At 64.0% G+C, this 23,692-nt stretch carries 23 protein-coding genes and 1 tRNA gene; 12 read left to right on the forward strand and 12 right to left on the reverse strand.

Annotated features, from left to right (window positions below):
* Window positions 1-130: 130 nt before the first annotated feature.
* A complete protein-coding gene (locus CGK93_RS17250) occupies window positions 131-1,057 on the forward strand; it encodes a hypothetical protein (RefSeq protein WP_089595865.1) in 927 nt (308 codons plus the stop codon).
* Window positions 1,058-1,184: 127 nt separating this feature from the next.
* The gene (locus CGK93_RS17255) at window positions 1,185-3,335 is read left to right on the forward strand and encodes a phosphocholine-specific phospholipase C (RefSeq protein WP_089595866.1); all 2,151 of its coding nucleotides are present in this window, start codon (window positions 1,185-1,187) and stop codon (window positions 3,333-3,335) included.
* A gap of 100 nt (window positions 3,336-3,435) precedes the next feature.
* Here CGK93_RS17255 and CGK93_RS17260 read toward each other — a convergent pair whose 3' ends face one another.
* The 4 genes from CGK93_RS17260 to CGK93_RS17275 are packed head-to-tail and all read right to left on the reverse strand — an operon-like array spanning window position 3,436 to window position 7,750.
* Window positions 3,436-4,689 carry a glycosyltransferase 87 family protein gene (locus tag CGK93_RS17260; RefSeq protein ID WP_089595867.1) on the reverse strand — a complete coding sequence of 418 codons (1,254 nt, stop codon included), beginning with the start codon at window positions 4,687-4,689 and terminating at the stop codon, window positions 3,436-3,438.
* Between the two features lie 4 nt (window positions 4,690-4,693).
* On the reverse strand, window positions 4,694-5,863 hold the full coding sequence (locus CGK93_RS17265) for a cystathionine gamma-synthase (RefSeq protein ID WP_089595868.1): 1,170 nt from the start codon (window positions 5,861-5,863) through the stop codon (window positions 4,694-4,696).
* 58 nt (window positions 5,864-5,921) lie between these two features.
* Window positions 5,922-7,307: a cystathionine beta-synthase gene (locus tag CGK93_RS17270; RefSeq protein ID WP_089595869.1), complete on the reverse strand. Its 1,386-nt coding sequence runs from the start codon at window positions 7,305-7,307 to the stop codon at window positions 5,922-5,924.
* 50 nt (window positions 7,308-7,357) lie between these two features.
* Window positions 7,358-7,750, reverse strand: coding sequence for a VOC family protein (locus CGK93_RS17275; RefSeq protein ID WP_089595870.1), 393 nt, complete (start codon window positions 7,748-7,750; stop codon window positions 7,358-7,360).
* Window positions 7,751-7,880: 130 nt separating this feature from the next.
* Here CGK93_RS17275 and CGK93_RS17280 point away from each other — a divergent pair, with 130 nt between their 5' ends.
* The 3 genes from CGK93_RS17280 to CGK93_RS17290 all read left to right on the forward strand — a co-directional run bounded on the left by CGK93_RS17280 (window position 7,881) and on the right by CGK93_RS17290 (window position 10,736).
* Window positions 7,881-8,852, forward strand: coding sequence for a DNA-3-methyladenine glycosylase family protein (locus CGK93_RS17280; protein WP_089595871.1), 972 nt, complete (start codon window positions 7,881-7,883; stop codon window positions 8,850-8,852).
* Between the two features lie 103 nt (window positions 8,853-8,955).
* Entirely contained in the window at window positions 8,956-9,924 is a 969-nt protein-coding gene (locus tag CGK93_RS17285) for an ATP-binding cassette domain-containing protein (RefSeq protein WP_089595872.1), read from the forward strand.
* Window positions 9,924-10,736, forward strand: a complete 813-nt coding sequence (locus CGK93_RS17290) for an ABC transporter permease (RefSeq protein ID WP_089595873.1) — start codon at window positions 9,924-9,926, stop codon at window positions 10,734-10,736. The genes CGK93_RS17285 and CGK93_RS17290 overlap by 1 nt, the downstream gene beginning before the upstream one ends.
* 32 nt (window positions 10,737-10,768) lie before the next feature.
* Here the strand turns inward: CGK93_RS17290 and CGK93_RS17295 are convergent, their stop codons facing one another.
* Window positions 10,769-12,445 carry an AMP-binding protein gene (locus tag CGK93_RS17295; RefSeq protein ID WP_089595874.1) on the reverse strand — a complete coding sequence of 559 codons (1,677 nt, stop codon included), beginning with the start codon at window positions 12,443-12,445 and terminating at the stop codon, window positions 10,769-10,771.
* 83 nt (window positions 12,446-12,528) lie between these two features.
* Here CGK93_RS17295 and CGK93_RS17300 point away from each other — a divergent pair, with 83 nt between their 5' ends.
* Window positions 12,529-12,807, forward strand: a complete 279-nt coding sequence (locus CGK93_RS17300) for a putative quinol monooxygenase (RefSeq protein ID WP_062073318.1) — start codon at window positions 12,529-12,531, stop codon at window positions 12,805-12,807.
* A gap of 106 nt (window positions 12,808-12,913) precedes the next feature.
* Here CGK93_RS17300 and CGK93_RS17305 read toward each other — a convergent pair whose 3' ends face one another.
* Both CGK93_RS17305 and CGK93_RS17310 read right to left on the reverse strand, forming a co-directional pair.
* Window positions 12,914-13,291: a thioredoxin family protein gene (locus tag CGK93_RS17305; RefSeq protein ID WP_089595875.1), complete on the reverse strand. Its 378-nt coding sequence runs from the start codon at window positions 13,289-13,291 to the stop codon at window positions 12,914-12,916.
* 90 nt (window positions 13,292-13,381) lie between these two features.
* The gene (locus CGK93_RS17310; RefSeq protein WP_198318252.1) at window positions 13,382-15,280 is read right to left on the reverse strand and encodes a GDSL-type esterase/lipase family protein; all 1,899 of its coding nucleotides are present in this window, start codon (window positions 15,278-15,280) and stop codon (window positions 13,382-13,384) included.
* 136 nt (window positions 15,281-15,416) lie between these two features.
* On the opposite strand from CGK93_RS17310, the gene CGK93_RS17315 reads away from it, so the two are divergent.
* The 3 genes from CGK93_RS17315 to CGK93_RS17325 are packed head-to-tail and all read left to right on the forward strand — an operon-like array spanning window position 15,417 to window position 17,891.
* Complete coding sequence (locus CGK93_RS17315; RefSeq protein WP_089595877.1) at window positions 15,417-16,094, forward strand: TetR family transcriptional regulator; 678 nt, start codon at window positions 15,417-15,419, stop codon at window positions 16,092-16,094.
* A complete protein-coding gene (locus CGK93_RS17320; protein WP_089595878.1) occupies window positions 16,091-17,098 on the forward strand; it encodes an ABC transporter ATP-binding protein in 1,008 nt (335 codons plus the stop codon). Before CGK93_RS17315 ends, CGK93_RS17320 begins: the two co-directional genes overlap by 4 nt.
* Complete coding sequence (locus tag CGK93_RS17325) at window positions 17,091-17,891, forward strand: ABC transporter permease subunit (RefSeq protein WP_089595879.1); 801 nt, start codon at window positions 17,091-17,093, stop codon at window positions 17,889-17,891. Before CGK93_RS17320 ends, CGK93_RS17325 begins: the two co-directional genes overlap by 8 nt.
* Here CGK93_RS17325 and CGK93_RS17330 read toward each other — a convergent pair.
* Window positions 17,888-18,433: an acyl-CoA thioesterase gene (locus tag CGK93_RS17330; protein ID WP_089597545.1), complete on the reverse strand. Its 546-nt coding sequence runs from the start codon at window positions 18,431-18,433 to the stop codon at window positions 17,888-17,890. The two genes, CGK93_RS17325 and CGK93_RS17330, sit on opposite strands and share 4 nt — an antisense overlap.
* A 178-nt stretch (window positions 18,434-18,611) precedes the next feature.
* Between CGK93_RS17330 and CGK93_RS17335 the strand changes: the two genes are divergently transcribed.
* Both CGK93_RS17335 and CGK93_RS17340 read left to right on the forward strand, forming a co-directional pair.
* Entirely contained in the window at window positions 18,612-18,833 is a 222-nt protein-coding gene (locus CGK93_RS17335; protein WP_089595880.1) for a hypothetical protein, read from the forward strand.
* An 84-nt stretch (window positions 18,834-18,917) separates the two neighbouring features.
* A complete protein-coding gene (locus CGK93_RS17340) occupies window positions 18,918-19,709 on the forward strand; it encodes a potassium channel family protein (RefSeq protein ID WP_089595881.1) in 792 nt (263 codons plus the stop codon).
* A 270-nt stretch (window positions 19,710-19,979) separates the two neighbouring features.
* Here the strand turns inward: CGK93_RS17340 and CGK93_RS17345 are convergent.
* Window positions 19,980-20,061: transfer RNA gene (locus tag CGK93_RS17345), tRNA-Tyr, on the reverse strand.
* 128 nt (window positions 20,062-20,189) lie between these two features.
* Window positions 20,190-20,456 carry a hypothetical protein gene (locus tag CGK93_RS17350; RefSeq protein ID WP_089595882.1) on the reverse strand — a complete coding sequence of 89 codons (267 nt, stop codon included), beginning with the start codon at window positions 20,454-20,456 and terminating at the stop codon, window positions 20,190-20,192.
* Window positions 20,457-20,637: 181 nt separating this feature from the next.
* Here CGK93_RS17350 and CGK93_RS17355 point away from each other — a divergent pair, with 181 nt between their 5' ends.
* Window positions 20,638-21,129 carry a YajQ family cyclic di-GMP-binding protein gene (locus CGK93_RS17355; protein WP_089595883.1) on the forward strand — a complete coding sequence of 164 codons (492 nt, stop codon included), beginning with the start codon at window positions 20,638-20,640 and terminating at the stop codon, window positions 21,127-21,129.
* A gap of 192 nt (window positions 21,130-21,321) precedes the next feature.
* Here CGK93_RS17355 and htpX read toward each other — a convergent pair whose 3' ends face one another.
* Window positions 21,322-22,191, reverse strand: a complete 870-nt coding sequence (gene htpX, locus CGK93_RS17360) for a zinc metalloprotease HtpX (RefSeq protein WP_089595884.1) — start codon at window positions 22,189-22,191, stop codon at window positions 21,322-21,324.
* 110 nt (window positions 22,192-22,301) lie between these two features.
* Window positions 22,302-23,573, reverse strand: a complete 1,272-nt coding sequence (locus CGK93_RS17365; protein ID WP_089595885.1) for an MFS transporter — start codon at window positions 23,571-23,573, stop codon at window positions 22,302-22,304.
* Window positions 23,574-23,692: the final 119 nt, after the last annotated feature.

Here is a 23,692-nt window from a genome sequence, read left to right on the forward strand (position 1 = left end):
TGCGTCGAAAAGACGAGTAGCCACCACGGGTGCTCAAAGGTCCAGCGGGTTCCTACAATCGAAAGTGTCTGGGGATTCCTGAATATCCGTTCCGGCTTTCACAGCGGATCCACTCCCGCTTGGAGTTCCCATGACTCTGCAGGGCGAACCACAACCGCACATCATGCCGCCGACAGGCCGGGCCCTCCGGTCCCGCGGGGCTCTGCTCCGGCGCCATAACGCACCCCTCCGGTCCCGCGGGGCTCTGCTCCGGCGCCATAACGCACCCCTCCGTGCCCGCACGGCAAGGCCGATCGGAACCCTCAAGGCCTTGATGTTGGCCGGCGCCATGATTGCAGCCATCGCCATAACGCCGCCACTCTCCGGTCAAGGCACTGCTTCGGCTACGCGCCCGGAGTTAACGCGCCCGGGATCATCCATGACACTCGAGGCGTCGTTTGAGCGGCACGTCGCACCCGCCGTCGTGAGCCCACCGGCGGAAGGTGCCCCGCCCGCGGAAGCACCTCCTGCCCCAGCGCCTCCGCCGGTGGCACCGCCGGCTGCCGCCCCCGAGCCGGCTGCCATTCCTCCGGCTGCCGCTCCCGAGCCACCCGCCGCTTCTCCGGCTGCCGCGCCCGAGGCCCCAGCCGCTCCCCCGGCTGCCGCGCCCGAGCCGGCCGCCGCCGTCGTGATTCCACCAGCGGAATACGTAGCGCCCGTCAGCGTACCGGCCCCGGCACCCGCCACACTGGCCCGGACCATCTACATTGCAGGCTCGGGCGGCCAGGAGCTGGTGGATGCGTGCATCGGCCCGATCCACTACACTCCCACCGATGCCTTCGCGGTGTTCATCACCGAGCACGACTACTGCGGTGGGTGGAACCGGTTCTCCGGCATCGACGTGGGCCAAACGGTCACTCTGGCCGGCTATGGAACCTACACTGTGGACGCGCGTGGACAGGTCCCCTTGGGCGGGACCACCAGTGACGTCTCAGCAGTTTTCGGCGGCTTTCCCAAGGCCGTATTGCAGACCTGCATTCCGGGAACCAGCCAGATGCTGGTGATAGCCCTCAACTAGGCGCCGGCTGAGCAGCTGAAGTGTGATCTGCGCGACACACCCCGCCGGTTTGCCCCTGTTTCACCCGAGGTTCACCCGGGCTGCTTAGGCTTACCCGGTCACCTCTGACCACGAAAGGCACCCCTGAATGTCCTCGAACTCCCCTGATATGGTTAATCGTTCAACCGAAGTGCGAGGGTTCTCCCGCCGCGGCTTCCTCGGCACGGCAGCTGCAGCGACGGCGCTTGCGGCCACCGGGTCCCTCCTGCCGCCCTCGGTTCAGGCCGCCATGGCCAAACCCGTCCCGCCGGGAAGCCTGCAGTCCATCAAGCACGTCATTGTGCTCATGCAGGAAAACCGCTCCTTCGATCACTACTTCGGATCACTGCGTGGGGTCCGCGGCTACGGAGACAAAGCCGTCGCCCGCCTGCGCAACGGCAAGTCCATGTTCGAGCAGCCGCGTGCCACGGGCGAAACCGTGCTGCCGTTCTCCCTGCGCAAAGCAGCCGAACTCGCCGGGAGGCCGGGCACGGACATCCAGTACTTGGGCGATCTGGACCACTCCTTCAATGGCACCACCACGGCGTGGAGCAACGGCTGGTGCGACAAGTGGATTCCTGCAAAAAGCGCCTCCACCATGACCTTCTACGAGCGCCAGGACATCCCCCTGCAATACGAGCTCGCGGATACCTTCACCATCTGCGACGCCTACCACTGCTCCGTCAATGGCTCCACCAACCCCAACCGCAACTATCTCTGGAGCGGCACCACGGGTAACGAGCCCGCCAGCACCAAGCGTGCCGTCACCAACGCAGCCTACGGTTACGACCACGGCGGCTACGACTGGACCACCTACCCTGAGCGCCTGGAAAAGGCGGGCGTCTCATGGAAGATCTACCAGGACTGGGACAACTTCACGGACAACGCCGTGGAGTACTTCACCACGTTCAAGGCGATCGGCCGCAAGATGCTTGCCTCGGTGGATGGCAAACTCCGCACCACCGAAGAGTTTTACGACCAGCTTCAGGGCAAAACACCCGCCGAGCAGGACCGCCTCCTTGCCCAATTGGAGCAAGGCCGTGCAGCCCTCACTGAAACCGAACGGGCACTGTTCGACAAAGCCATGTGGCGTGGCCGTCCGGACACCCTTCTGGAGCGCCTCAGCACAGACATCGCCGGCGGTGCCTTGCCGCAGGTCAGCTGGCTTGTGCCGTCAGCGGCCGATTCCGAGCACCCTGGCGCCTCCACACCGGTTGGCAGCGCAAACTTCGTGTACCGCTTGCTGGATACCGTGGCCAGCAACCCGGACACGTGGGACAGTACGGCGATTTTCCTGAACTTCGACGAGAATGATGGCTACTTCGACCACGTCCCGCCGCCCGTCCAGCCGCGTCCGGCATCGGGCGAGTCCACCGACTGGACCACCGCCAGGCCGATCGGCCTGGGACCGCGTGTGCCCATGACAGTCGTGTCACCCTGGACAGTGGGCGGTTACGTCAGCTCGGAAGTGTTCGACCACACCTCCGTGCTGCGCTTCCTGGAGCGCTGGACCGGCGTGGAGGAACCGAATATTTCCCCGTGGCGACGCGAGGTCTGCGGCGACCTGACCGGCGTCTTCAACTTCACCTCGCCGGGCACGCCGCCCGTCCTTGACCACCCGGGCGCAGTGCCCGCCAAGATCAGCCGCTGGCGCCCGAATCCCCCGGCCGTGCAGGTGGCCCCGATCCAGGAACCCGGCAGCCGCCCGGCCCGCCCCCTCCCCTACCGGCCGCAGGTTTCGGCCACACTCCAGTCCGGCACAGGGACCGCCGCGCTGACGCTGACGCTGACAAACAAGGGAACCCGGTCCACCCACTTCACCGTGTACGGCTACGCCGGCGAGGTCACCGAACCCCGTCACGTGGACGTGCTCGGAACCCAGAAGGTGGACTTCCCCGTTAACTCAGGCGCGTTCGACGTCGTCGTCACCGGCCCCAACCGGTACCAGTACGAACTGAAAGGCACGACGGCGGGTGCCGCGTCCGGCGTCGACGTCACCGTGACAGGGCGGCGCGGCAGGAAAGCCGTGGAACTGGAGCTGAGCAACAACGGCAAGGCAACAGTAACCGTGAAGCTGGAGTCCCTGCAGTACGCGGAGAACAACGAGACCGTGAAGCTGAAGGCCGGGCACACCAGGAAGATTGGCTGGGACACTCTGGAAGGTTGGTACGATCTCCAGCTCACCTCGGCCGATGATGAGACGTTCAGGAGGCGCCTGACCGGGCGTGAAGAGGACGGCCGGGAGGGGATCTCAGGCTAGGCGCTTAAGGAGATCCGGCCCTTGTTCGCCCCCACCACCGTAGAACGGTGAGGAGGGCGGACAAGGGCCGGATTCGTCACTTCGGGCAGGGGCCAGCAGGCTAATTCCGGGTCCGGGAAGGGTGGTACGCCAGCGCCCAGTAGACCAGCATGGCAATACCGCACACCACGCCAAGGCTGGAAATCATGAGCTGCCACTGGGTCTGCGGGTCCTTTCCCCACTCGGCTGCGCCGGCCCACACTGCAAGGTTCTTGGGAGTCATGAAGAAGGCGACAGTGGAACAGGCTACGATCACCCATCCGGCGGTGCGCATCCGGCCGGAACGTGAAGGTACCCGGTGCATGGCGAAGGCCATGCTGGGGAGCGCGACGGCGACCCACACCCAGTGATGGGACCAGGAGACAGGGCTGATCAGGAGCATCAGGATGGCAGTTGCCGATACTGCAACGAAGTTCTCGTCAGCGTCCACGGCCCACTTGATAATGAGCCCCGCAAGGACCACCAGCCCCAGGGACAGGACCAGCCACACGACATTGGTCAGGGAAGAATCCGGCATGCCGAAGTGGAGGAGCAGACCTTTGACGGACAGGTTGTCCACGTACGCCGGTCCGCCGATCCGGCCGGTGTCGGGCAGGATCCTGGTCCAGAAATCCACGGAAGCCTGCGGCAGCACCGCCCAGGCAAACGCAATGGATCCGAAGAAGCCTGCAGCCATCCACCCCAGTGCTTTGAAGTCGCGGCGCACCAGGAAGTACAAACCAAACGCCAGCGGGGTGAGCTTCACTCCAGCGGCCAGGCCAATCAGCAGGCCTGCCGGCCACCGGATTTCACCTGCACGGGCTTTCCCGTACAGGGCGAAGTCAGCCAGGATGACGCCCATCAGGATGATGTTGATCTGCCCGAAGACGAAGGTATCCCGCCAAGGCCCCAGCAACAGGATGGCGCCTGCTCCCACCAAGGCCGTGGTCCGGAAACGGTAGTCGGCAAACGCTGCGCGCCAGCCCGTCAAGCCGAAGTAGTGCCTTGCCAGCCAAGCAGCCACCACTCCCGCACCCACCAAGGCCGCGAGGATGAACACCAGGCTGCTGGCGAAGAAGCCCATGGCCGCCAAACCCGTAAAGAGGAGCGCGGCGAACGGCGGGTAGGTAAAAGGCAGACCCTCCCGGACGGCGTAGAGATCGCCGCCTTCCAGGACTTTGCCACCGCCGTAGAAGTAGACCTCAAAGTCGTTCAGCGCCGGTTCGTAGTCCGTATAGAGGAACCACACCGCCACGGCGAGGGTCAGCGCACCCGCCACGGTGAGGATCCAGCCCCGCTGCGTGGTGGGAGCCGCCGTGTGTAAAGGAGAAGCCACAGTGTCAGCCGTTACTGATCTTGGCAAAAGCCTGCTCAAGGTCGGCGATCAGGTCCTCGGCTTCCTCGATCCCGCAGGAAAGGCGCAGGAGGTTGACCGGAACCGCCAGTTCGGTGCCCTTCACGGAGGCGTGGGTCATCTCCGACGGGTAGTTCATCAGGGACTCGATGCCACCCAGCGATTCCGCGAGCGTGAACACCGAGGTGGATTCGGCGACCGTGCGTGCCGCTGCTTCGCCACCCTTGAATTGCACGGAGACCATGCCGCCGAACTTCTTCATCTGCTTCGCTGCGAGCTCGTGGCCGGGGTGGTCCGGGAGGCCCGGGTAGAGCACTGCTTCCACCTCGGGACGCTGCAGGAGCCACTCAGCCACTGCCTGGCCGTTGTCGCTGTGACGGTCCATGCGAACGCCAAGCGTCTTCAGTCCGCGGGTGGTGAGGAAGGCATCCATGGGTCCGGAAACCGCACCGACCGCGAACTGGATGAAACCGATCTTCTCTGCCAGCTCATCGTCCTTGACCACAATCGCGCCACCCACAACGTCGGAGTGGCCGCCGATGTACTTGGTCGTGGAGTGGACCACCACGTCAGCACCCAAGGCGAGCGGAGTCTGCAAGTAGGGAGACGCGAAGGTGTTGTCCACCACCAGGAGGGCACCGGCGTCGTGCGCTACAGCGGCGAGGGCCTCAATGTCGGTGATCTTCATCATCGGGTTGGACGGCGTCTCCACCCAGACGATCCTGGTGTTGTTCGCGGCGACGGCTGCTGCCACGGCGTCGAGGTCCGACATGTCCACGGGGGTGTTGCCGATGCCCCAGTCGCCCAAGACGCGGTTGATCAGGCGGTAGGTGCCGCCGTAAGCGTCGTTACCCAGGACGATGTGGTCACCGGGGCGGGCGATCGCACGGATCAATGAGTCCTCGGCAGCCAGGCCCGAGCCGAAGGAAAACGCTGCGGTACCCCCTTCGAGGGCGGCCAACTGCTCCTGGAGGGCGTCGCGGGTCGGGTTGCCGCCGCGTCCGTACTCGTACCCGGACCGCAGGTTGCCGATGCCGTCCTGGGCATAGGTGGAGCTGAAGTGCAGCGGCGGCACCACAGCACCGGTCCGGGGTTCGAAGGCCTGTCCGGCGTGGACGGCGCGGGTGTTGAACCCGGCGTTGTTGGTGGCAGACATGGAAGCTCCTCTTGGGTCGTTGGACGATTGGATAGGCGCCGGGGTTGGGCGCCGGCGCCTAGTTGCTCAGGTACGCCAGAAGGTCGTGGCGCGTCAGGATACCTACCGGGGCGCCTGCGAAGGTCACCATGACGGTATCGACGTCGGACAGCAGCTCACGCGCGGCTGAAATGGTTTCCAGTGAGCCGATAACGGGCAGGCGTCCCCCCATGTGTTCGGAGATCTTGTCCGACAGCTTCGCTTCGCCACGGAACAGTTTGCTGGTGAGGGTCCGCTCGTCCACAGCTCCCATGACCTCGCCCATGACTACGGGTGGTTCCTGTGAGAGGACCGGGATGTGGGAGACACCGAATTCGTTCATGATGTTGATGACATCGCGGACGGTCTCGTTGGGGTGGATGTGGACCAGGTCCGGCATTTCGCCCGTCTTGGACTTGAGGACCTCCCCCACGGAGGACTCTTCACCGCCGGAGAGGAACCCGTAAGAGCGCATCCACTGGTCGTTGAAGATCTTGGCCAGATAACCGCGGCCGGAATCCGGGAGGATGACCACCACGACAGCTGACTCATCCAGGTCCTTGGCAGCCTGCAGTGCAGCCACCACGGCCATACCGGACGAGCCACCCACCAGGAGGCCCTCTTCGCGGGCAAGGCGGCGGGTCATGGAGAAGGAGTCGGCATCGGAGACGGCAAGGACGGCATCCGGAACGGAGGGATCGTAGTTTCCGGGCCACATGTCCTCGCCTACACCCTCCACGAAGTAGGGCCGGCCGGTGCCGCCTGAGTACACCGAACCTTCCGGGTCCGCACCGATGATCTTGACCTGGCCGCCGTCGGACTCTGCACGGTCCGCGGAGACTTCCTTGAGGAAGCGGCCGGTGCCGGTGATGGTGCCGCCTGTTCCGGCGCCGATGACCACGTGCGTGACCCGGCCGTCGGTGTCCTGCCAGATTTCCGGGCCAGTGGACTCGTAATGGCTGCCGGGGGCGGCGGGGTTGGAGAACTGGTCCGGCTTGAAGGCGCCAGGGATCTCGCTGACGAGGCGGTCGGAAACGCCGTAATAGCTTTGCGGGCTGTCAGGGGCCACGGACGTTGGCGTGACCACTACCTCTGCTCCGTACGCCTGCAGGACGGCACGCTTGTCCTCGCCCACCTTGTCCGGCACAACGAAGATGCACTTGTAGCCCTTTTGCTGGGCTACCAGCGCCAATCCCACTCCGGTGTTGCCCGACGTCGGCTCTACGATGGTTCCGCCCGGCTGGAGCCGGCCGTCTTTTTCCGCATCCTCGATCATCTTCACGGCGATCCGGTCTTTGATGGATCCGCCGGGATTAACGTATTCGAGCTTCACCAGGACGGTGGCTTTGATGCCCTCGGTGACGTGGTTGAGCTTGATGAGCGGCGTATTGCCGATGAGGTCCAACACGGACTGGGCGTACTTCATAGGTACAAAGTTACCGCCTGCCAGGTGCCGGGCTTGCTTCGGCCCCCTGGCTACGTGCCGGCAGAGGCGTCGGTCTGCCACACACCCAGGACGTTGCCCTCAGTGTCCTTGAAGTAGGCATACCAGCCCATGGTCGGGATGGCGTCTTTGGCCTGGACCACGCTGCCACCAGCAGACTCCACCTGAGCCAGCGCTGCATCAATGTTGTCCACGTCGATGGTGAGCACAGGTGTCTTCAGCGCGTCCGTCCGCGGGAACAGTGCCCCGTTGATGGCTCCGGGCTCGGTTGGAGTGCCGGTTTGTTCGTCGGAGGGCGCCGTGATGGCAATGGTGTAGTCCATCCCTTGCATGGGGCTGAGGTTCCAGCCGAAGGCGCTTTCATAGAAGGTGTTGGCACGGTCTTTGTCGTCCGTAGGAATCTCGAAATGCACTATTGCGGCCACGATTCGCGCTCCTTGTACCTGGGATGTGGCGCGGCCCACCCACGCCACATCAGGGAGTCTAGACCCGGGCGGCCGCCGTCGTAAGGGGTTCAGCCAGCAGATTGTCAGCCGGACGTGGGACCATGAAAACATGACCATCGCAGACGCCCCGACCGTTGTTGCGGCCGCGGCAGACGCAGCCGTCAGGTGGCATCCGGGCGGTGCCTTCCGCTTGGACCAGACCATGTTTCCGCTGATGCGGGGCAACGCCGATCCGTCGTTCGCCGCGCACACCAACGGTTTCTGGATGGCCTTCACCGCAGCTTCGGGTCCGGTCACGGTGAGGCTTTCCGCAGGCGGCGTGGGCCCTGATACCTTCGTGGACGCCCAGGCTTGGGGCCCCGGGGCCCAGGACGCCATCGCAGGAGTGCCGCGATTGCTGGGCGCCCATGACGATTGGTCGGCCTTCGACGAGCCCGCGTTCCATGCCACGCTCCCACGGCGTGTCACAGAAGCACGACGCCGGAACCTGGCTCTGCGGCTGCCCTCCACCGGCCGCATGGTTGACTCCCTGGTGCCCACCATTTTGGAGCAAAAGGTCACCACCTTGGAGGCACGTCGCGGGTACCGGTACTTAATGTATCGCTACGGAACATCTGCCCCGGGCAGGGCCCCCTCAGGGCTGCTGGTTCCTCCCACCGCCAGGGAATGGCTGGCCATCCCGTCGTGGGAGTGGCACAAAGCCGGGGTTGGACCACAGCGCTCGGCGACGGTGATGCGGGCGCTGCAGTCCGCCGTCGCGCTTGAGCGGCTGGCCGGCCTGGACTCAGCGCAGGCGGGCGCCAGAATGCAGACCATCCCTGGGATCGGCATCTGGACGGCGTCCGAGGTAGTCCAACGGACACACGGCTGCCCCGACTCGATTTCCGTGGGCGACTACCACCTGGCCTCGTACGTGGGCTACGCCCTGACGGGCCAAAAGACGGATGACGCCGGCATGCTGGAATTGCTCGAACCGTGGCGCGGGCAGAGGCAGCGGCTGGTCAGGATGCTGTATTTGAGTGGCTTCCGCAAACCCACTTTCGGTCCACGGATGACCGTTCAGGATCACCGCCGGCACTGACTTTTCATTGCGGACGGGAGCTGTCCGCAGAGCCGTGGACTGGCCGGAGGCACGGGTATAGCGTGGCGTCTACGAGCCATCACCAGCCCTCCTTGGAGCCACCGTGATCCACACTAAAAAACTCACCAAGACGTTCACCGTGAAAAAGGAAACCGTAGAGGCCGTCAAGGGCGTGGACATTGACGTCGGGCCGGGAGAACTGGTGGCCTTCCTTGGTCCCAACGGAGCCGGCAAATCCACCACGTTGCGCATGCTCACCACCCTGCTGAAGCCAACCTCCGGGTCAGCCACCGTGGCGGGCGTAGACGTCGCGAAGGACCCCGCCGGCGTTCGGGCGCGGATCGGCTACATCGGCCAGGGCAACGGCGGCGGACACAGCTACCGCGTGATCGACGAACTCATCATGCAGGGCCGCTTCTACGGTATGAACACCACCGATGCCAAGGCGCGCGCCGAAACCCTCATGGCATCCCTGGACCTGGCCGACCTCGCCAAACGAACAGTCATCAAGCTCTCCGGCGGCCAACGCCGCCGTATGGACGTGGCGTTGGGATTGATGCACTCCCCCGGTTTGCTGTTCCTCGATGAGCCATCCACCGGAATGGACCCACAAAACCGAGCCAATCTGTGGGAGCACATCATGCGGATGCGCGAGGAACACGGGACCACCATCGTGCTCACCACGCATTACATGGACGAGGCCGATTCGATGTCCGAGCGCGTGATCGTGATCGACCACGGCACCATCATTGCGGATGATACCGCTTCCCGACTCAAGGCGAACCTGGCCGGAGACCTGATGGCCGTTGAAGTGGCGGCCGGTTCCGCGTCGGAAGTCCGCGGCCTCTTGGGCCGGGCCGCCGCCGAGGGCGACATCCAGGAAAATGCGTACGACGGCGTGGTCCGCTTCCGTCTTCGGTTGGCCCACGGTTCCCGGCTGGCGCCCGGGTTGTTGAAGGACATGCACGACGCCGGTGCTCCCGCCCAGTCGCTGGAATTGAAGCCACCAACGCTGGACGACGTTTTCCTGGAACTCACTGGCCGCAGCCTGCGGGAAGGAGCTGAAGTCTGATGATTGAACAAGCTGTGGCGCCTGGAGTTGCCGTGCAAAAGCGAGGCGCCGGAAGCATCGTGACGGACACCTGGTTCGTGTTCTGGCGGGAGATGCTGTTGCCCCTGAGGGATCCGTTCTCGCTGATTTTCTCCCTCATCCAACCGCTGGTGTTCCTGGGTCTCTTCGGTCCGCTCCTTGGTGCGGCGGTGGGCGCCCCGGCCTTCGGCGGCCAGTCCACCCTCCAGTGGTTCCTGCCGGGCGTGGTGGTGATGATCGCCCTGTTCGGTACCTCCATGACCGGGTCCAACCTGCAGTATGAGCTGATGACCGGCTCTTATGAGCGGATTCTGGCCACGCCGTTGTCCCGGTCCTCGCTCATGATCGGCCGGGCCCTTAAGGAGTGGGCTCCCTTGGTGGTGCAGGGATTGCTGATCTCCGTGGTGTGCATTCCTTTCGGCTTCGTGTTCCACCCCCTGCATGTGCTGCTCGGGTTGGTGATCCTGGGCATTTTCGGCATCGGACTCGGCGCGTTGTCCTACGCCTTGGCCCTGGTGTCGCAGAACAAGGAATGGATCTTCTGGGGCGTCCAGCAAACCCTTCTCTTCCCACTCATGATCCTGTCCGGGATCATGCTGCCCATTGAGGCGGGTCCGGAGTGGATGAAGGTGGCCAGCCTGTTCAACCCCTTGACCTACCTCGTCAACGCCGAACGCGAACTCTTCTCCGGGACCGTTGGTGTGGATACGTTCTGGGGTCTCGTGGCCGCTGTGGTGACTGCCGGCGTCGGACTTGCCGTGGGAATCCGGACCATCAGCCGGAACACCAACTAGGTCTGCGCCCACGGGCGCGGGCGTCAGCGCCTTTACAGCTGCAGGCGGGACACCGCTTCCTGCCGCATGTCCACCTTCCGAACTTTGCCGGAAACCGTCATGGGGAAGCTGTCGCGTACATCCACGTAGCGGGGAATCTTGTAGTGCGCCAGCTTCCCACGGCAGTACTCCGCCAAGTCCCCGGCGGTCAGGGCCGCAGCACCGGGTTTGAGGATGATGCAAGCCATGAGTTCCTCACCGTACTTGGCATCCGGAACGCCGATCACCTGCACGTCCTGGATGGAGGGATGCAGGTACAGGAATTCCTCGATTTCACGCGGGTAGATGTTCTCGCCACCGCGGATCACCATATCCTTGATGCGGCCTTCGATTACCACGTAACCATCCTCATCCATGCGCGCGAGGTCGCCGGTGTGCATCCATCCTTCGGCGTCGATAGCTTCCGCAGTCTTGTCCGGCTGACCCCAATAGCCATTCATCACCGCATAGCCCCGGGTGCACAGCTCACCAATCACGCCCCGCTCCACCACCTCTGCCGAGCCAGGGTCGACAATGCGGCTCTCCAGGTGCGGCATGGTCCGTCCCACCGTGCTGGTCCGGTGTTCGAGGGTGTCCCCGCCACGGGTCATGGTGGACACAGGCGAGGTCTCAGTCATGCCATAGCAAATGGCGACGTCCACCATGTGCATCTCTTCGATGACCCTGCGCATCACTTCCATGGGACACAGCGAGCCGGCCATCACCCCGGTCCGCAGCGTCGAAAGATCGTAGGAGCCAAAGTCCTCCAAAGCCAGTTCCGCAATGAACATGGTGGGCACCCCGTACAGCGACGTCCCGCCGAAGTCCTGCACCGCTTCCAACGCCGCCGAAGGATTGAAGCCGCGACTGGGGATGATGGTGGCCGCACCGAAACTGAGAGCATTCAGGTTCCCGATCACCATGCCGAAGCAATGGTAGAACGGCACCGGAATCATTACGCGGTCGCGTTCGGTGTAGTTCAGGAGCCGGCCGATGGAGTGTCCGTTGTTGAGGATGTTGTGGTGTGTCAGCGTCGCACCCTTGGGAAAGCCCGTGGTGCCCGAGGTGTACTGCAGGTTGATGGCGTCGTGCGGGTCAAGTTCGGCCATCCGGTCCTGAACCGCTGAAGGCCCGACGCCGTCGGCCCGGGTCAGGAGTTGGGCGTACGTCAGTTCGTGGTTGGCTTCCGGTTCGCCCCCGGCCAACTCCTGCTCAAGGTTTCCCGGGAGGAAGACGATTCCCCGGAGTTCCGGACAGCTTCCGGCCGCATCCCTTGCCATGCCCACATAGTCGCTGTATTTGTCCGAAGGTGCGGCTACCAGCATCCGCATGCCGTTCTGCCGCACCACGAACTCCAGTTCGTGGCTCCTGTAAGCGGGGTTTACATTGACCAGGACCGCACCGACCTTGGCCGTTGCGTACTGCAGGATGGTCCACTCGGCGCAGTTGGGGCTCCAGATCCCGATCCGTTCCCCCTTGGCCACTCCGACAGCGAGCAATGCGCGGGCGAGGCGATTGACGTCGTCGTTCAGTTTTTCGTAGCTCCAGCGGCGGGCGTCACCGCCGGGCGTCGCGGCCGCTTCAATCAGGGCGTCCCGCAAGGGGAATTGCGCGGCGATGCGCTCAAAATTAGCACCGATGGTCTCTTCGAGCAGCGGGACGTCAGTGTCTCCGGCAGTGTAGGACAACATGACGGAACGCTACCAAGGGACGGGGCGCAACAGAACCGTAACCACCTCCAGTGGGGCCGTGTCCTGCCGGTAGGGTTGGATCCATGAGTGCACCCATTGACCTGCAGGCCACGTTCATCCCCAACGACGGCGAATTCTTCCGCGTGAAGCTCGCCCTGGAAATCGCCATCGACGAGGTCGTGAACGAGCCCGGCTGCATCCGCTATGAACTGACCGAGGCCACCGAGGAAAAGCTCGTCCTCACGGAGCGCTGGGAATCCGAGGAACTCCTTGAGAAGCACTCCAAGGGCATCGCTGTCCAGGACCTGAACGAGTCCCTCAGCGCCTTGCTGGCTGAGCCCGTCAAGCTCGAACGGCTCTGATCGCCGCAATACAGCGAAAACGCCTTAAAGCCTCGAGGTCGCCGGAAATTTCCGGCGACCTCGGTGCGTTTCCGGCGATTTCGATGATTCCAACCGCCGCTCGTTCTTAGTTTTCCTGCGCCTCGGCACGCGCTTTGGCAACGTGGGCGTGGACTTCTTCCATATCCAGACCCTTCACGGCTTCAATGACCTGCTCAAGCTGCTGGCCGTTGAGGGCCCCGGGCTGCGAGAAGACCAGGACCTTTTCGCGGAAAGCCATGAGCGTGGGGATGGAGGTGATCCCGGCTTCGGCGGCCAGTTGCTGCTCGGCCTCGGTATCCACCTTCGCGAACACGACGTCGGCGTGCTTGTCCGAAGCTGCCCCGTACGTGGGCGCGAACTGGCGGCACGGGCCGCACCAGGCAGCCCAGAAATCCACCAGGACAATATCGTTGTCCTCGATGGTCGATGCGAACTGTTCTCCAGTGATGTCAACTGTAGCCATGGTTCCACGGTACGCGACCCTGCCCGCTAAGTCCCGTGGACTGCCGCCCTGTTCGCTTCCCGCGTTACCGGGAATAAAGAACGGTTTCCCCTACTTGCCCAACACGTACTTCAGTGCGGACGCATAGAGCGGCGCCACCTTGTTGTGGCCGGTCTGGTTCATGTGGGTGTCATCGAGGTAGTTCCCTGCGGCTCCCGCAATGGTCGCCGTGCCGGCCATGGAAATCCGCGGCCACCCGCGAAGGGCAGCTTCACGGGTGACGAGGCCATCCACCCACCGGCGTTGGGCGTGGTTGGAGTCATACCGTGACAGCACGCCATTGATCAGGATGGTGCTGCGGGGGTACTTTCGCCGGAGTTCGTCCCACAGCCGGTTGGCCTGGGACAGGATGGCTGCATCCGTGGCGCCGATCCTGGCGTCATTGCCGCCCAGTGTCACCACCACCAGCCCGGGGTTGCCCTGCGGCAGGAGGATCCGGTCCTGCGCCAGCGCATCAGTCGCGGAGCCACCCCCGACGGCGGGACTTCCGGAAACGTAGCCGAGCCCACCAATACTGCGGACTACTTGGCGCGGGTACCCGGCCCCGCGGGCACCTTGCTCGCCCCAGGAATCAAGGTCCAGTTGGGAGTCACCCAGGAAAACCACAGTGGATGCGTCAACGGCCTCGGCCGAGTACAGCTCCTCCGTAGCGTCGTTCCAGATGGTTTCCAGCTTCTGGAAGGCCACATGGGTTCCCCGGCCGTCCGTCCAGGTATCGCGGACGGGCCAGCCGAACTCGCCGGGGTTGGCGGACCACACTTTATAGGTGGGGTGTCCAACGATCCGCGCACCGGTGGACGGCCCCCACACCAGCCAGCCGTTGACGAACTGCTGGACGAGTCCGCCGGCACGCGGAAGCTTGTCCGTGAGCGGGAGCCCCAACTGCCCGGCCGCTCCGCCCAGCGAGTTGTAACGGTTGTGGACATCGCCGTGGGTGGTGGAATGCGCCCCCGTCGCCGCGGACCAGTAGACCGTGCCGCCCTGGAAGAGTTGGTAGACAAAGGCGTTTTGCCGGACTTCCTCACCCACCGGATAACCGAGGGCCCCGTTTTGGCCTCCCGTGGAGGACCAGTAGCTCCGGATGGCACCGGTCAATGCCCGCGCACCGGTGGCCGGCGACCAGGTTATCGTTCCGCCCTGGTACTGCTGGGATGAGCCGCCAGCCTTCAGGCCCAGGGCTTCATCCGTGGCGGGGTACCCCAGCTCGCCTTCTTCCATCCCGGCTTTCCGCCAACGTTCACGGATGGCGCCCATGGATGGATGTGCCCCGGTGGCCGGCGACCACACCACAAAGCCTCGTTCAAAAGCCTGCCAGGCGCCACCGTCGCGCAGTCCCGTACTTTCCCCGGTGACCGGGTAGCCCAGGTAACCGGTTTCAAAGCCGGCACGTCCCCAGGCCAGATGAATGGATCCGCTGGTCCGCTGCGCACCTGTTCCCGGCGAGTACGTGATGGCGCCCCGTTCATACGTCTGCTTGGACCCTCCGTTGCGCAGCCCAGTGGTGGTGTCGGTCTTTGGATAGCCGTGAAAACCGGAAGGTCCGCCCGCAGCCCACCAGGACGTACGTACCGGTCCGTTGACCACAACACGCGCTCCTGTGCGTGCGGACCAGGCGATGTCGCCGCCGGCAAACCGCTGCACGCAACCGCTGGCGCTTCCGCTGCCGGAACATTCCTCGGCACTGGTGGGGCGGAGCAGCACGCTTCGTGCCCACGCGCTGGTGTTGTACAGGTTGCCGATCGCACCAGAAAGGGGCGGCGTCGAGGTCTCCGCCGGAACAGTCAGCGGGACTGAAGCTTGGACGGGAGTGCTGAGGGCGGGAACGGCTTGCGCGGGAAGTGCCGCACCCAGAGCGGCAGGAACCAGCAGCGCCATGGCTACCGTACCCAGACACCAAGCCCGCACCGGCCCCACGTCCGTCTTGTTAAAGCCCACTTCGCCAACCCCCACCTGCTGCCCCGTCAATAACGCTGAGGCAAGTATCTGCGACGCCGGCACACTCAACACCGGCGACCCATCCAATGGTGTCACATCGTTATGACCAAGCCACTTGATCGCCATTGAACAGGTGTTTAGTGTTTGAAACATGCGTTCAAGCGCAGAGGATCTCACCACCCGGGCCCGCATCCGCGACGCCGCCATCGGACTGTTCGGCCGCGATGGATTCGCCCGCGCCACGGTCCGGGCAGTCGCCTCACTGGCCGGGGTCAGCCCGGGCCTGGTCATCCACCATTTCGGCAGCAAGGAAGGCCTCCGCGCCGCTTGCGACCAGCACGTCCTCGCCCAAACAGCCAGCCAGGGCCGCGAGAAGACCCACCCAGGATCAACACGCCAACTGATCCAGGACTACCTCAACAACCCGGAACATTACGCCCAGGAGATCGCCTACATCCGCCAATCATTGAGTGACGAGTCGGATGCCGGCGATGCCTTCTTTGATGCTGTCGTGAGGCAAACAGAGGACATCATCAACGCCGGCATCACGGCAGGAACCATCCGGAAGTTCGACGACGTCCGGTCCACCGCCGTCGTGATTTCCTCCAACAGCCTGTCCATCCTCATGCTGGGCAGGCACCTCTCAAGGACGCTGGGCGAAGTGACTCCGGAACCCCACGGAATCGGGCCCGGGTTGCTGCGGCAACTCACGCTGCCTGCCCTGGAGATCTACACCCACGGTTTCTATACCGATTCGCGCTTCCTTGACGCAGCCCGCGACGCTTTGCAGCAAGAGACCATCAACCACGGAAGGGAGCATGCCCCGTGACCCAGGCAATCGTCGTCGAGGGGTTGCGCAAGAAGTTCGGTCACCGCGAGGTCCTGCATGGACTGGATTTTGCAGTGGAAGCCGGGACGGTGTTCGGCGTGATCGGGCCCAACGGCGCCGGCAAGACCACCACCATGCGCTGCCTGCTGGACATCATCCGGCCCAGCGCGGGTTCCATCTCGGTGCTCGGACAACATCCCCGCAGCGCGGGCACCTCCCTCCGCCGCAGGATCGGATACCTCCCCGGCGAGCTCCACTTGGAGAACCGCACCACCGGCCGCCGCACTCTGGAGCACTTCGCCGCCATCAGCGGGCCCGTGGACCCTCACCACGTCAACGACCTCGCTGACCGCCTGAACCTGGATCTGGACCGCCAAACGCGGAAACTCTCCAAAGGCAACAAACAGAAGCTGGGGTTGCTGCAGGCCTTCATGCACCAACCCGAACTCCTGGTGCTGGACGAACCAACCAGTGGCCTCGACCCCTTGGTCCAACAGGTTTTTCATGCCATGGTCCGCGAGGCAGTGGCGGCAGGCGCCACGGTGTTCCTCAGTTCCCACGTCCTCAGCGAAGTCCAACAAGCAGCCGACGCCGTCGCCATCCTCCGCGACGGCGAAATCGTCACCGTGTCCACGGTGGAGGCCCTGAGGATGGCGGCCGTCAGGCAACTCCGGTTCAACAGCACCGGTACCGCAGCGAACGACGTCGGGGCACTGCTGGCCCGGGTGCCGGGCGTCGCCAACGTGGCGGTGCGGGAGCTCCCTGCCGACGGCCACGCCGCCGGGACAGTGGTGGCCACGGCAACGCTTTCCGGACACGTCAAGCCCTTGGTCCAGGAGTTGGCGCGACTGGACCTGACAGACCTCGTCCTTGAAGAACCAGACCTCGAAGAGGCCGTGCTGACCTTGTACACCGGAAGCGCCGGCACCGAACCCGCTGCTGGCAAGGGCGCTGCCGGTTCGGCCGACTCTCCCCGTCGCGCGGAAGGAGCGCACCGTGCCTAGGATCCTGCCCCTCTTCACCAAGTCCCTGACCGATTCCTGGCGCTCCACGCTGGCTTGGGCGTTGGGCCTGGCGGCGGCGTGCATGCTGTACCTGCCGCTCTACCCCTCGATCGGCGGCAGCGCGCAGATGCAGGACCTGATCAACGCGCTTCCCGCCGAGATGACCAAAGCCCTGAACTACGATCAGATCACATCAGGCCCCGGCTACACCCAAGCCACCCTGTTCGGCCTGATCGGCTTCCTGCTGATGTCCATGGCCTCCATTGGCTGGGGCGCGGCAGCAGTGGGAGGAGACGAAGAATCGGGGCTGTTGGAGCTGACTCTCGCACACAGCGTGACCCGCGTGCAGGTGGTACTGGAACGCGCCCTCGCCATCGTGGTTCGGATCGCATTCCTTTCCGTCCTCGTCTTCCTGATGGTGCTGGGACTGAACGGACCGGCGCAACTGGGTATCGACGTCGGACATCTCGCCGGAGCGGTGCTGCTGTTCGCCGCTCTCGCCCTGCTCAGCGGGACTGCTGCGCTCTTCGCCGGTGCGCTGAGCGGCAGGAAGGTGTACGGGATCGCTGCGGGCGCCGCAGTGGCTGTCCTCGGTTACGTATTCAACGCTGTGGGACGGCAAAGTCCCGACGTTGAGTGGTTGCTGAACCTTTCGCCGTACCACTGGGCGTATGGCAATTCCCCGGTAGCCAACGGCGCTGATTGGGGAGCTACCGCGGGTCTATACGGTATCTCGGCTGTACTTGTTGTGCTGGGAGCAGTGGCGCTGCGACACCGCGATGTGGGTGTCTAGCTCCAGACGTGCGGGGCGGGGCGACGCGCTCCGGGGAGCGCATTGTTCTCGCGCCACTCGTGGATCCATTCGGGCAACTCAAGGCCTGCTGGAGGCGCACCGAACTCGGCGATGATTTCTTCCTGGGTGACGGGCTTGCCCTTGGCTACCAGTCGCGTGGCAATGTGCGCCCGGGCGTAGATCTCACCGTCCACCACCATCCGCTGTTCAAAGTAGATGGCCTTGGTATCCAGGCCGATAATGCGCGTCTCAATGGTGTAGCGCTGCCACAGTTGCAGGGACTTGCGGAAAGCGATGGTTTCGCCGGCGGCCACCGGACTCCACCCCTTCTTGCGCATCTTGGCCCAAATGCCACTGCGGACCATGAGGTCGAAGCGGCCGAGGTCCATCAGCGAAAAGTACATGCCGTTGTTGACGTGCATGGCAATGTCGATGTCCGTCGGCAGCACTTTCAGGGGGAGGGAGGACTCCTCCCAGACACCCAGCGGCGAGCGCTTGGAGGAGGTGAACAGCAGCATGAGGGTGCGAAGAAGCAGACGCATGCCCACAATGTTACCCGTGGGTAACTTCCTGCGGTAGGCGTGGACCGCATGATGGACAGGCCGGTAGTCCATGACCTGCTTTATGTCCAACGTTTGCACTAACGTTTACCGCTGGTTCATCAAAGCCATGCAGAATATCTGAAACTCATCTGATGAATGACCATACAAGGGGGACTCTTTGAGCACGCTGCAAACCACCAGGCCGCAGGGCCAGGTCTGGCCCGAACTTTCACGCCACCAGAACGTTGTCCTCCAAGACGCCCGCGGCAACCGCATCGAGGGAACCATCGACGGCATGACCGAGGACCGCAGCACGCTGTGGATCCAGCTCAAGGGCGGCCTCGGCAGGCAGTTGATCCACCACCTCGACGGATACTGGCTGGAGACGCCCGCCGCCTGATCCTGCACGGTGCAGGCTCGTCCTGTTCGGGCTCGTCCTTGAGTCCCGTCCGGCTGGGGCGCCTGCGGTGGCTAGTATTCCCCTATGACACAAGCGCGATACCGGGACCTGGTGGAATGGCCCCTCATGGGCACAGCACTGATTTTCCTCACTGCCTATGCATGGCAGGTCATCGGCAAGGTGAACGGCACCGCTGCGGTGCCATTCGAGATTGTCCTCTGGATTACCTGGGGCATCTTCGCGCTGGACTACTTCGTCAACCTCTGGCTTGCCGAAGACAGGATGCGGTGGTTCCTCTGGAACCTGCACGAACTCCTGATCGTGGTGCTCCCCTTCTTCCGGCCCTTGCGGCTGCTGCGGTTGGTCACTTTGCTGTCCGTTCTCCAGCGCACCGTGGGCGAAACTCTACGCGGGCGGGTTGCCACCTACGTGGCAGGAGCTGCGGCGATGCTCATCCTCATCGGCGCACTGGCCGTACTGGATGTCGAACAGAACGACCCCGCCGCCAAGATCCTCAATTTCGGTGACGCCGCCTGGTGGGCCGTCACCACCATCACCACCGTTGGCTACGGAGACCTGTATCCCGTGACCCCCATCGGCAGGATCGTAGCCGCGGCCCTCATGATGAGCGGCATCGCGGTGCTGGGTATTGTCACAGCATCCATCGCTTCCTGGCTGGTTCAACGGATTGAGGAGAACGCAGAGGGGGTGGCAGCGGCAGCGGAGGTGAAGGCCGCCGCAGCCGAGGAACCCGTTCGCGCGGAGATGGCTGACCTGGTGACCGAGATCGCGGCCCTGCGGATGGAGATCGCCGAACTCCGGGAGGCCACGGTGGTTAGGCAGACCACGGAATTGGGGCGGGGGCGCGAGGTATAGGCGCGGCGTCCCGCTCGATCCCGTACCGACACCACCTACTTTGAGAGCCCAGATGCCATGACACGCCCTGTATTGCGGCGAGTCGCCGGGTAGCTTCGGTCAAAGTGGGTGGTGGCGGCACGGCCGGTCCCGCGCTCGCTCGAATCCCCCGCCGCGCACGGGCGAGCCGGGCGAACAACTGCCGGATCCCACGGCAGGGATCCGGCGCAGGGAACTCGCTGGACACACAAAAAATCCCCGGAACCAGTGGTTCCGGGGATTTTCTTTGGGTGGCAGATGAGGGATTCGAACCCCCGTAGGCGTTGCCAGCTGATTTACAGTCAGCCCCCTTTGGCCGCTCGGGTAATCTGCCGAACTTCAAAAGAAGATCACTTCCGGAGACCGTTTCTTTTAGATCCGGTAACCGAAGGCAGAGACAACCTTACAGAACTTTCTGCGAAGAATCTAATCGAGGGAAAACGCCCGGGATTTAGCGGTATGTCAGACTTCCCCGAGGATCCGGCCGGCGAGTTTCGCTTCGAACTTCTCGGCCTGCTCGGCGGTGATCTGGTTGAGTTGCACGGCCCGCAGCAGGTCAGCGTGCACTCCGTCCATGCGCGCGGTGGCATCGGGTACCGGGCTCAGGACGATCGAAGCGGCAACAGCCGCGGCCGCAACAGCACTGGCTGCGGCAACTGCAGCCGTGCCAAGGGAGCCCGCTGCTGCAGACGCGGATTTACTGATGGACTGGACGGCCTTGCTGCTCATGCTGATCCTCCACTATGCGTTCTTCCAACTGGTACAACTCTCAACCGGCAGCCTCAGTTCCAACCTTGCATGTGCTGTGAGCGAACTGTGAATGCGCTCCACAGCCCCAAGCAGCACCTTCCGTACTAGGCTGGATGCCAGACCAACCCGCCCTCACAGGGCCCCCAACCTAAGGAGAGTCATGGCAGGCGAATCCACATTCGACGTCGTCAGCAAGGTAGACAAGCAAGAGGTCGCCAACGCACTGAACCAGTCCCAGAAGGAAATCGCGCAGCGATACGACTTCAAGGGCGTTGGCGCGGAGATCGACTTCAGCGGCGAGAAGATCCTCATGAAGGCCAATTCCGAGGACCGCGTCCTTGCGGTCCTGGATGTTTTCCAGTCCAAGCTGATCAAGCGCGGCATCTCGTTGAAGTCCCTGGAACAGGGCGAGCCCTTCCCCTCCGGCAAGGAATTCCGCCTGGAGTGCACCATCAAGGAAGGCATTGCCCAGGACATCGCCAAGAAGATCAACAAGATCATCCGCGATGAAGCCCCCAAGTCCGTCAAGTCCCAGATCCAGGGCGACGAACTCCGCGTGACCTCCAAGTCCCGTGACGACCTTCAGGAAACCATGAACATCCTGAAGAAGTTCGAAGAGGCCGACCTGCAGTTCGTGAACTTCCGCAGCTAGTCCCAGTGCCGTCCGAAAGGCCGGTGTGCAGCCCCACCCAAGGGCCTGCACACCGGCTTTTTGCTGCCCGGGAATACGGACAACACCAAGACCACGGGCGCCACGGATGGTCCCATCCAGGTCAGTCCGGCAGGCGGCTACATCGGCGACGGGCTGTTCGCGTAGTCCGGGCGTGACCGCTTCACTGTGAACCTAGGAAAGCGGGCGGCCGGCCATCCGCTCCAAGCGGCTGATCCGTTCCTTCATGGGCGGGTGGGTGGAGAACATCCGCCGCATGCCGCCGCCACGGAACGGGTTGGCGATCATGAGATGCGACGCGTTGACGAGCTTCTGGTCCTGCGGGAGCGGCAGCTGGGTGACGCCGGACTCGATCTTGCGCAGGGCTGAGGCGAGTGCCAGCGGATCGCCGGTGAGCTCGGCGCCGTCCTCATCGGCGTCGTACTCCCTCGTGCGGGAGATGGCCATCTGGATGAGCGAAGCCGCGAACGGCGCCAGCAATGCCATGGCGATGGTGGCCAGCGGGTTGGCGTTGCGCCGGTCCCCGCTGCCGAAGATCAGCAGCATCTGCCCCACGGAGGTGATGACTCCGGCCACGGCAGCAGCCACCGACGAGGTCAGGATGTCGCGGTTGTACACGTGCATCAGTTCATGCCCCAGCACTCCCCTGAGCTCGCGGGCGTCCAGCAGGTGCAGGATCCCTTCGGTGCAGCACACGGCGGCGTTTTTGGGGTTGCGGCCGGTGGCAAAGGCGTTGGGGGTCATGGTGGGCGACAGGTAGATCCGCGGCATTGGCTTGTTGGCCCTGACGGAGAGCTCACGAACGATCTGGTACAGATGAGGAGCCTGGGATTCGGTCACCGGGTAGGCGGCCATGGACCGGATGGCGATCTTGTCGCTGTTCCAGTATCCGTAGGCGGTGGTGCCCACGCCGATCAACGCCATGATCCAGATGGGCGTCGTGCTGCGCGTTCCCGCTGCGATGAGGGCGCCCAAACCCAACAACACCGCCCACAGCACGCCGAACAGTGCCGCCGTCTTGAGTCCATTGTTGTGTTTGTGCACTGTTGTTCTTGCCTCTTCCTTCGGCTCCAGCAGGGGTTCTGTACGGATTAACGCCGACGCCGGCCGTCGTGTTCCGCTCCCAGCCTACGGTGGTGGGGTGACCGGCACTGCTACGGCACCGGATGTTTGGCATCGTAGGCAACGAACCCGGGCTGAAGGCGCGAAGCCAGCCACGCCAGGACGATGCAGAGGAGTCCGCCCATAAGCAACACTCCGCCTTCGCTGAGGAACTGTGTGACACCGCCGGCCAGCATGTCCCCCACGCGTGGACCGCCCGCCACCACCACAATGAAGACTCCCTGCAGCCTGCCCCGCAGGTGATCCGGTGTGGCCGATTGGAGGATGGTGGTGCGGAAAACGGCGCTGACAGAATCCGAAATGCCGGCCAGGGCACAGCAGAGGGCTGCTGGGACCAGCCAGGGGGTGACGCCCTCGCGGCCGGAATCGCCGGCGAGCAGCACCACCAGCCCAAAGCCGGCAATGGAGGCTCCCCAACCCACCACGGACCACACCACGGCGCTGCCTTGTTTGCGTACCCGGCCCAGCGGCCCGGAAAACAGGCCGGCAAGGAACGCGCCGACGGCTGTCGAGGCAAGAAGTATGCCCACTGTGGCTTCGCCTCCGCCGATCATGACCGCACCGATGGCAGGCATCAGAGCACGCGGTTGGGCGCAGATCATGGCGATGAGGTCGATGATGAAGGTCATGCGGACGTTGGGGCGGGTACCCAGGAAGCGGAACCCTTCCACCACTGATCGCAGCCCGGGCCGCACGGCATCCTTGGACGGCGGCAATGGAGGAAGCTTGAAGAGGCCCCAGAGGGCAAACGTAAAGCTGATGACATCGATGGTGTAGGTCCAGCCGAAGCCGATGGTAGCCACCAGAACCCCGGCCAGGAGTGGTCCGGCAGTCATGGACAGGCCGAACGTCAGCATGCTCAGGGCGTTGGCTGCAGGGAGCAGGTCCTTGCGGACCAGCAACGGAATGATGGCGCTGCGGGCGGGACCGTTGATGCCCTGCGCTCCACTTTGGATGGCCACCAGTGCGTAGAGGATCCAGATGTTGCCGATCTCCAGCCATGCCTGCAGGGCGAGCCCTGCGGTGGTCGCCCACAGGACGAGGGAGGCGATGATGGCCACTTTGCGGCGGTCATAGGCGTCCGAAATGGACCCGCCGTAGAGTCCGGCGATCACCAACGGGACCAGCGCAAAGATGCCCAGGAGTCCCACGTAGAAGCTCTCCTGGGTGAGCCGGTAGACCTCCAAGCTGACAGCCACCAAGGTCAGTTGGGTACCGATGGCAGCCACCGATGCGCCCAGCCAGAGCCGTCGGAAGGCCGGACTCTCCTTCAGCGGGGTGATGTCTGCCAGTAGTTTCGCCACCGTCCTACCTTAAACGAGCCTTCCGCCGCCTGCCCGCCACCCCCACCTGCGCTCTCCCGCCTACACCCCTCCCACCTGCGGCCCCCAGCTTGGTAGGCTCACCCGGGGGAAGGAGTTGA

The organism is Arthrobacter sp. YN, assembly GCF_002224285.1.
Taxonomy (GTDB): Bacteria; Actinomycetota; Actinomycetes; order Actinomycetales; family Micrococcaceae; genus Arthrobacter.

Excerpts from the sequence above, each read along its gene's own strand:
- CGK93_RS17250 (WP_089595865.1), top strand. The coding sequence starts at position 131 with ATGACTCTGCAGGGCGAACCACAACCGCACATCATGCCGCCGACAGGC.
- CGK93_RS17340 (WP_089595881.1), top strand. The coding sequence starts at position 18,918 with ATGACACAAGCGCGATACCGGGACCTGGTGGAATGGCCCCTCATGGGC.
- CGK93_RS17350 (WP_089595882.1), bottom strand. The coding sequence starts at position 20,456 with ATGAGCAGCAAGGCCGTCCAGTCCATCAGTAAATCCGCGTCTGCAGCA.
- CGK93_RS17255 (WP_089595866.1), top strand. The coding sequence starts at position 1,185 with ATGTCCTCGAACTCCCCTGATATGGTTAATCGTTCAACCGAAGTGCGA.
- CGK93_RS17265 (WP_089595868.1), bottom strand. The coding sequence starts at position 5,863 with ATGTCTGCCACCAACAACGCCGGGTTCAACACCCGCGCCGTCCACGCC.
- CGK93_RS17355 (WP_089595883.1), top strand. The coding sequence starts at position 20,638 with ATGGCAGGCGAATCCACATTCGACGTCGTCAGCAAGGTAGACAAGCAA.
- CGK93_RS17305 (WP_089595875.1), bottom strand. The coding sequence starts at position 13,291 with ATGGCTACAGTTGACATCACTGGAGAACAGTTCGCATCGACCATCGAG.
- CGK93_RS17295 (WP_089595874.1), bottom strand. The coding sequence starts at position 12,445 with ATGTTGTCCTACACTGCCGGAGACACTGACGTCCCGCTGCTCGAAGAG.
- CGK93_RS17280 (WP_089595871.1), top strand. The coding sequence starts at position 7,881 with ATGACCATCGCAGACGCCCCGACCGTTGTTGCGGCCGCGGCAGACGCA.
- CGK93_RS17290 (WP_089595873.1), top strand. The coding sequence starts at position 9,924 with ATGATTGAACAAGCTGTGGCGCCTGGAGTTGCCGTGCAAAAGCGAGGC.
- CGK93_RS17330 (WP_089597545.1), bottom strand. The coding sequence starts at position 18,433 with ATGCGTCTGCTTCTTCGCACCCTCATGCTGCTGTTCACCTCCTCCAAG.
- CGK93_RS17315 (WP_089595877.1), top strand. The coding sequence starts at position 15,417 with ATGCGTTCAAGCGCAGAGGATCTCACCACCCGGGCCCGCATCCGCGAC.
- CGK93_RS17270 (WP_089595869.1), bottom strand. The coding sequence starts at position 7,307 with ATGAAGTACGCCCAGTCCGTGTTGGACCTCATCGGCAATACGCCGCTC.
- CGK93_RS17300 (WP_062073318.1), top strand. The coding sequence starts at position 12,529 with ATGAGTGCACCCATTGACCTGCAGGCCACGTTCATCCCCAACGACGGC.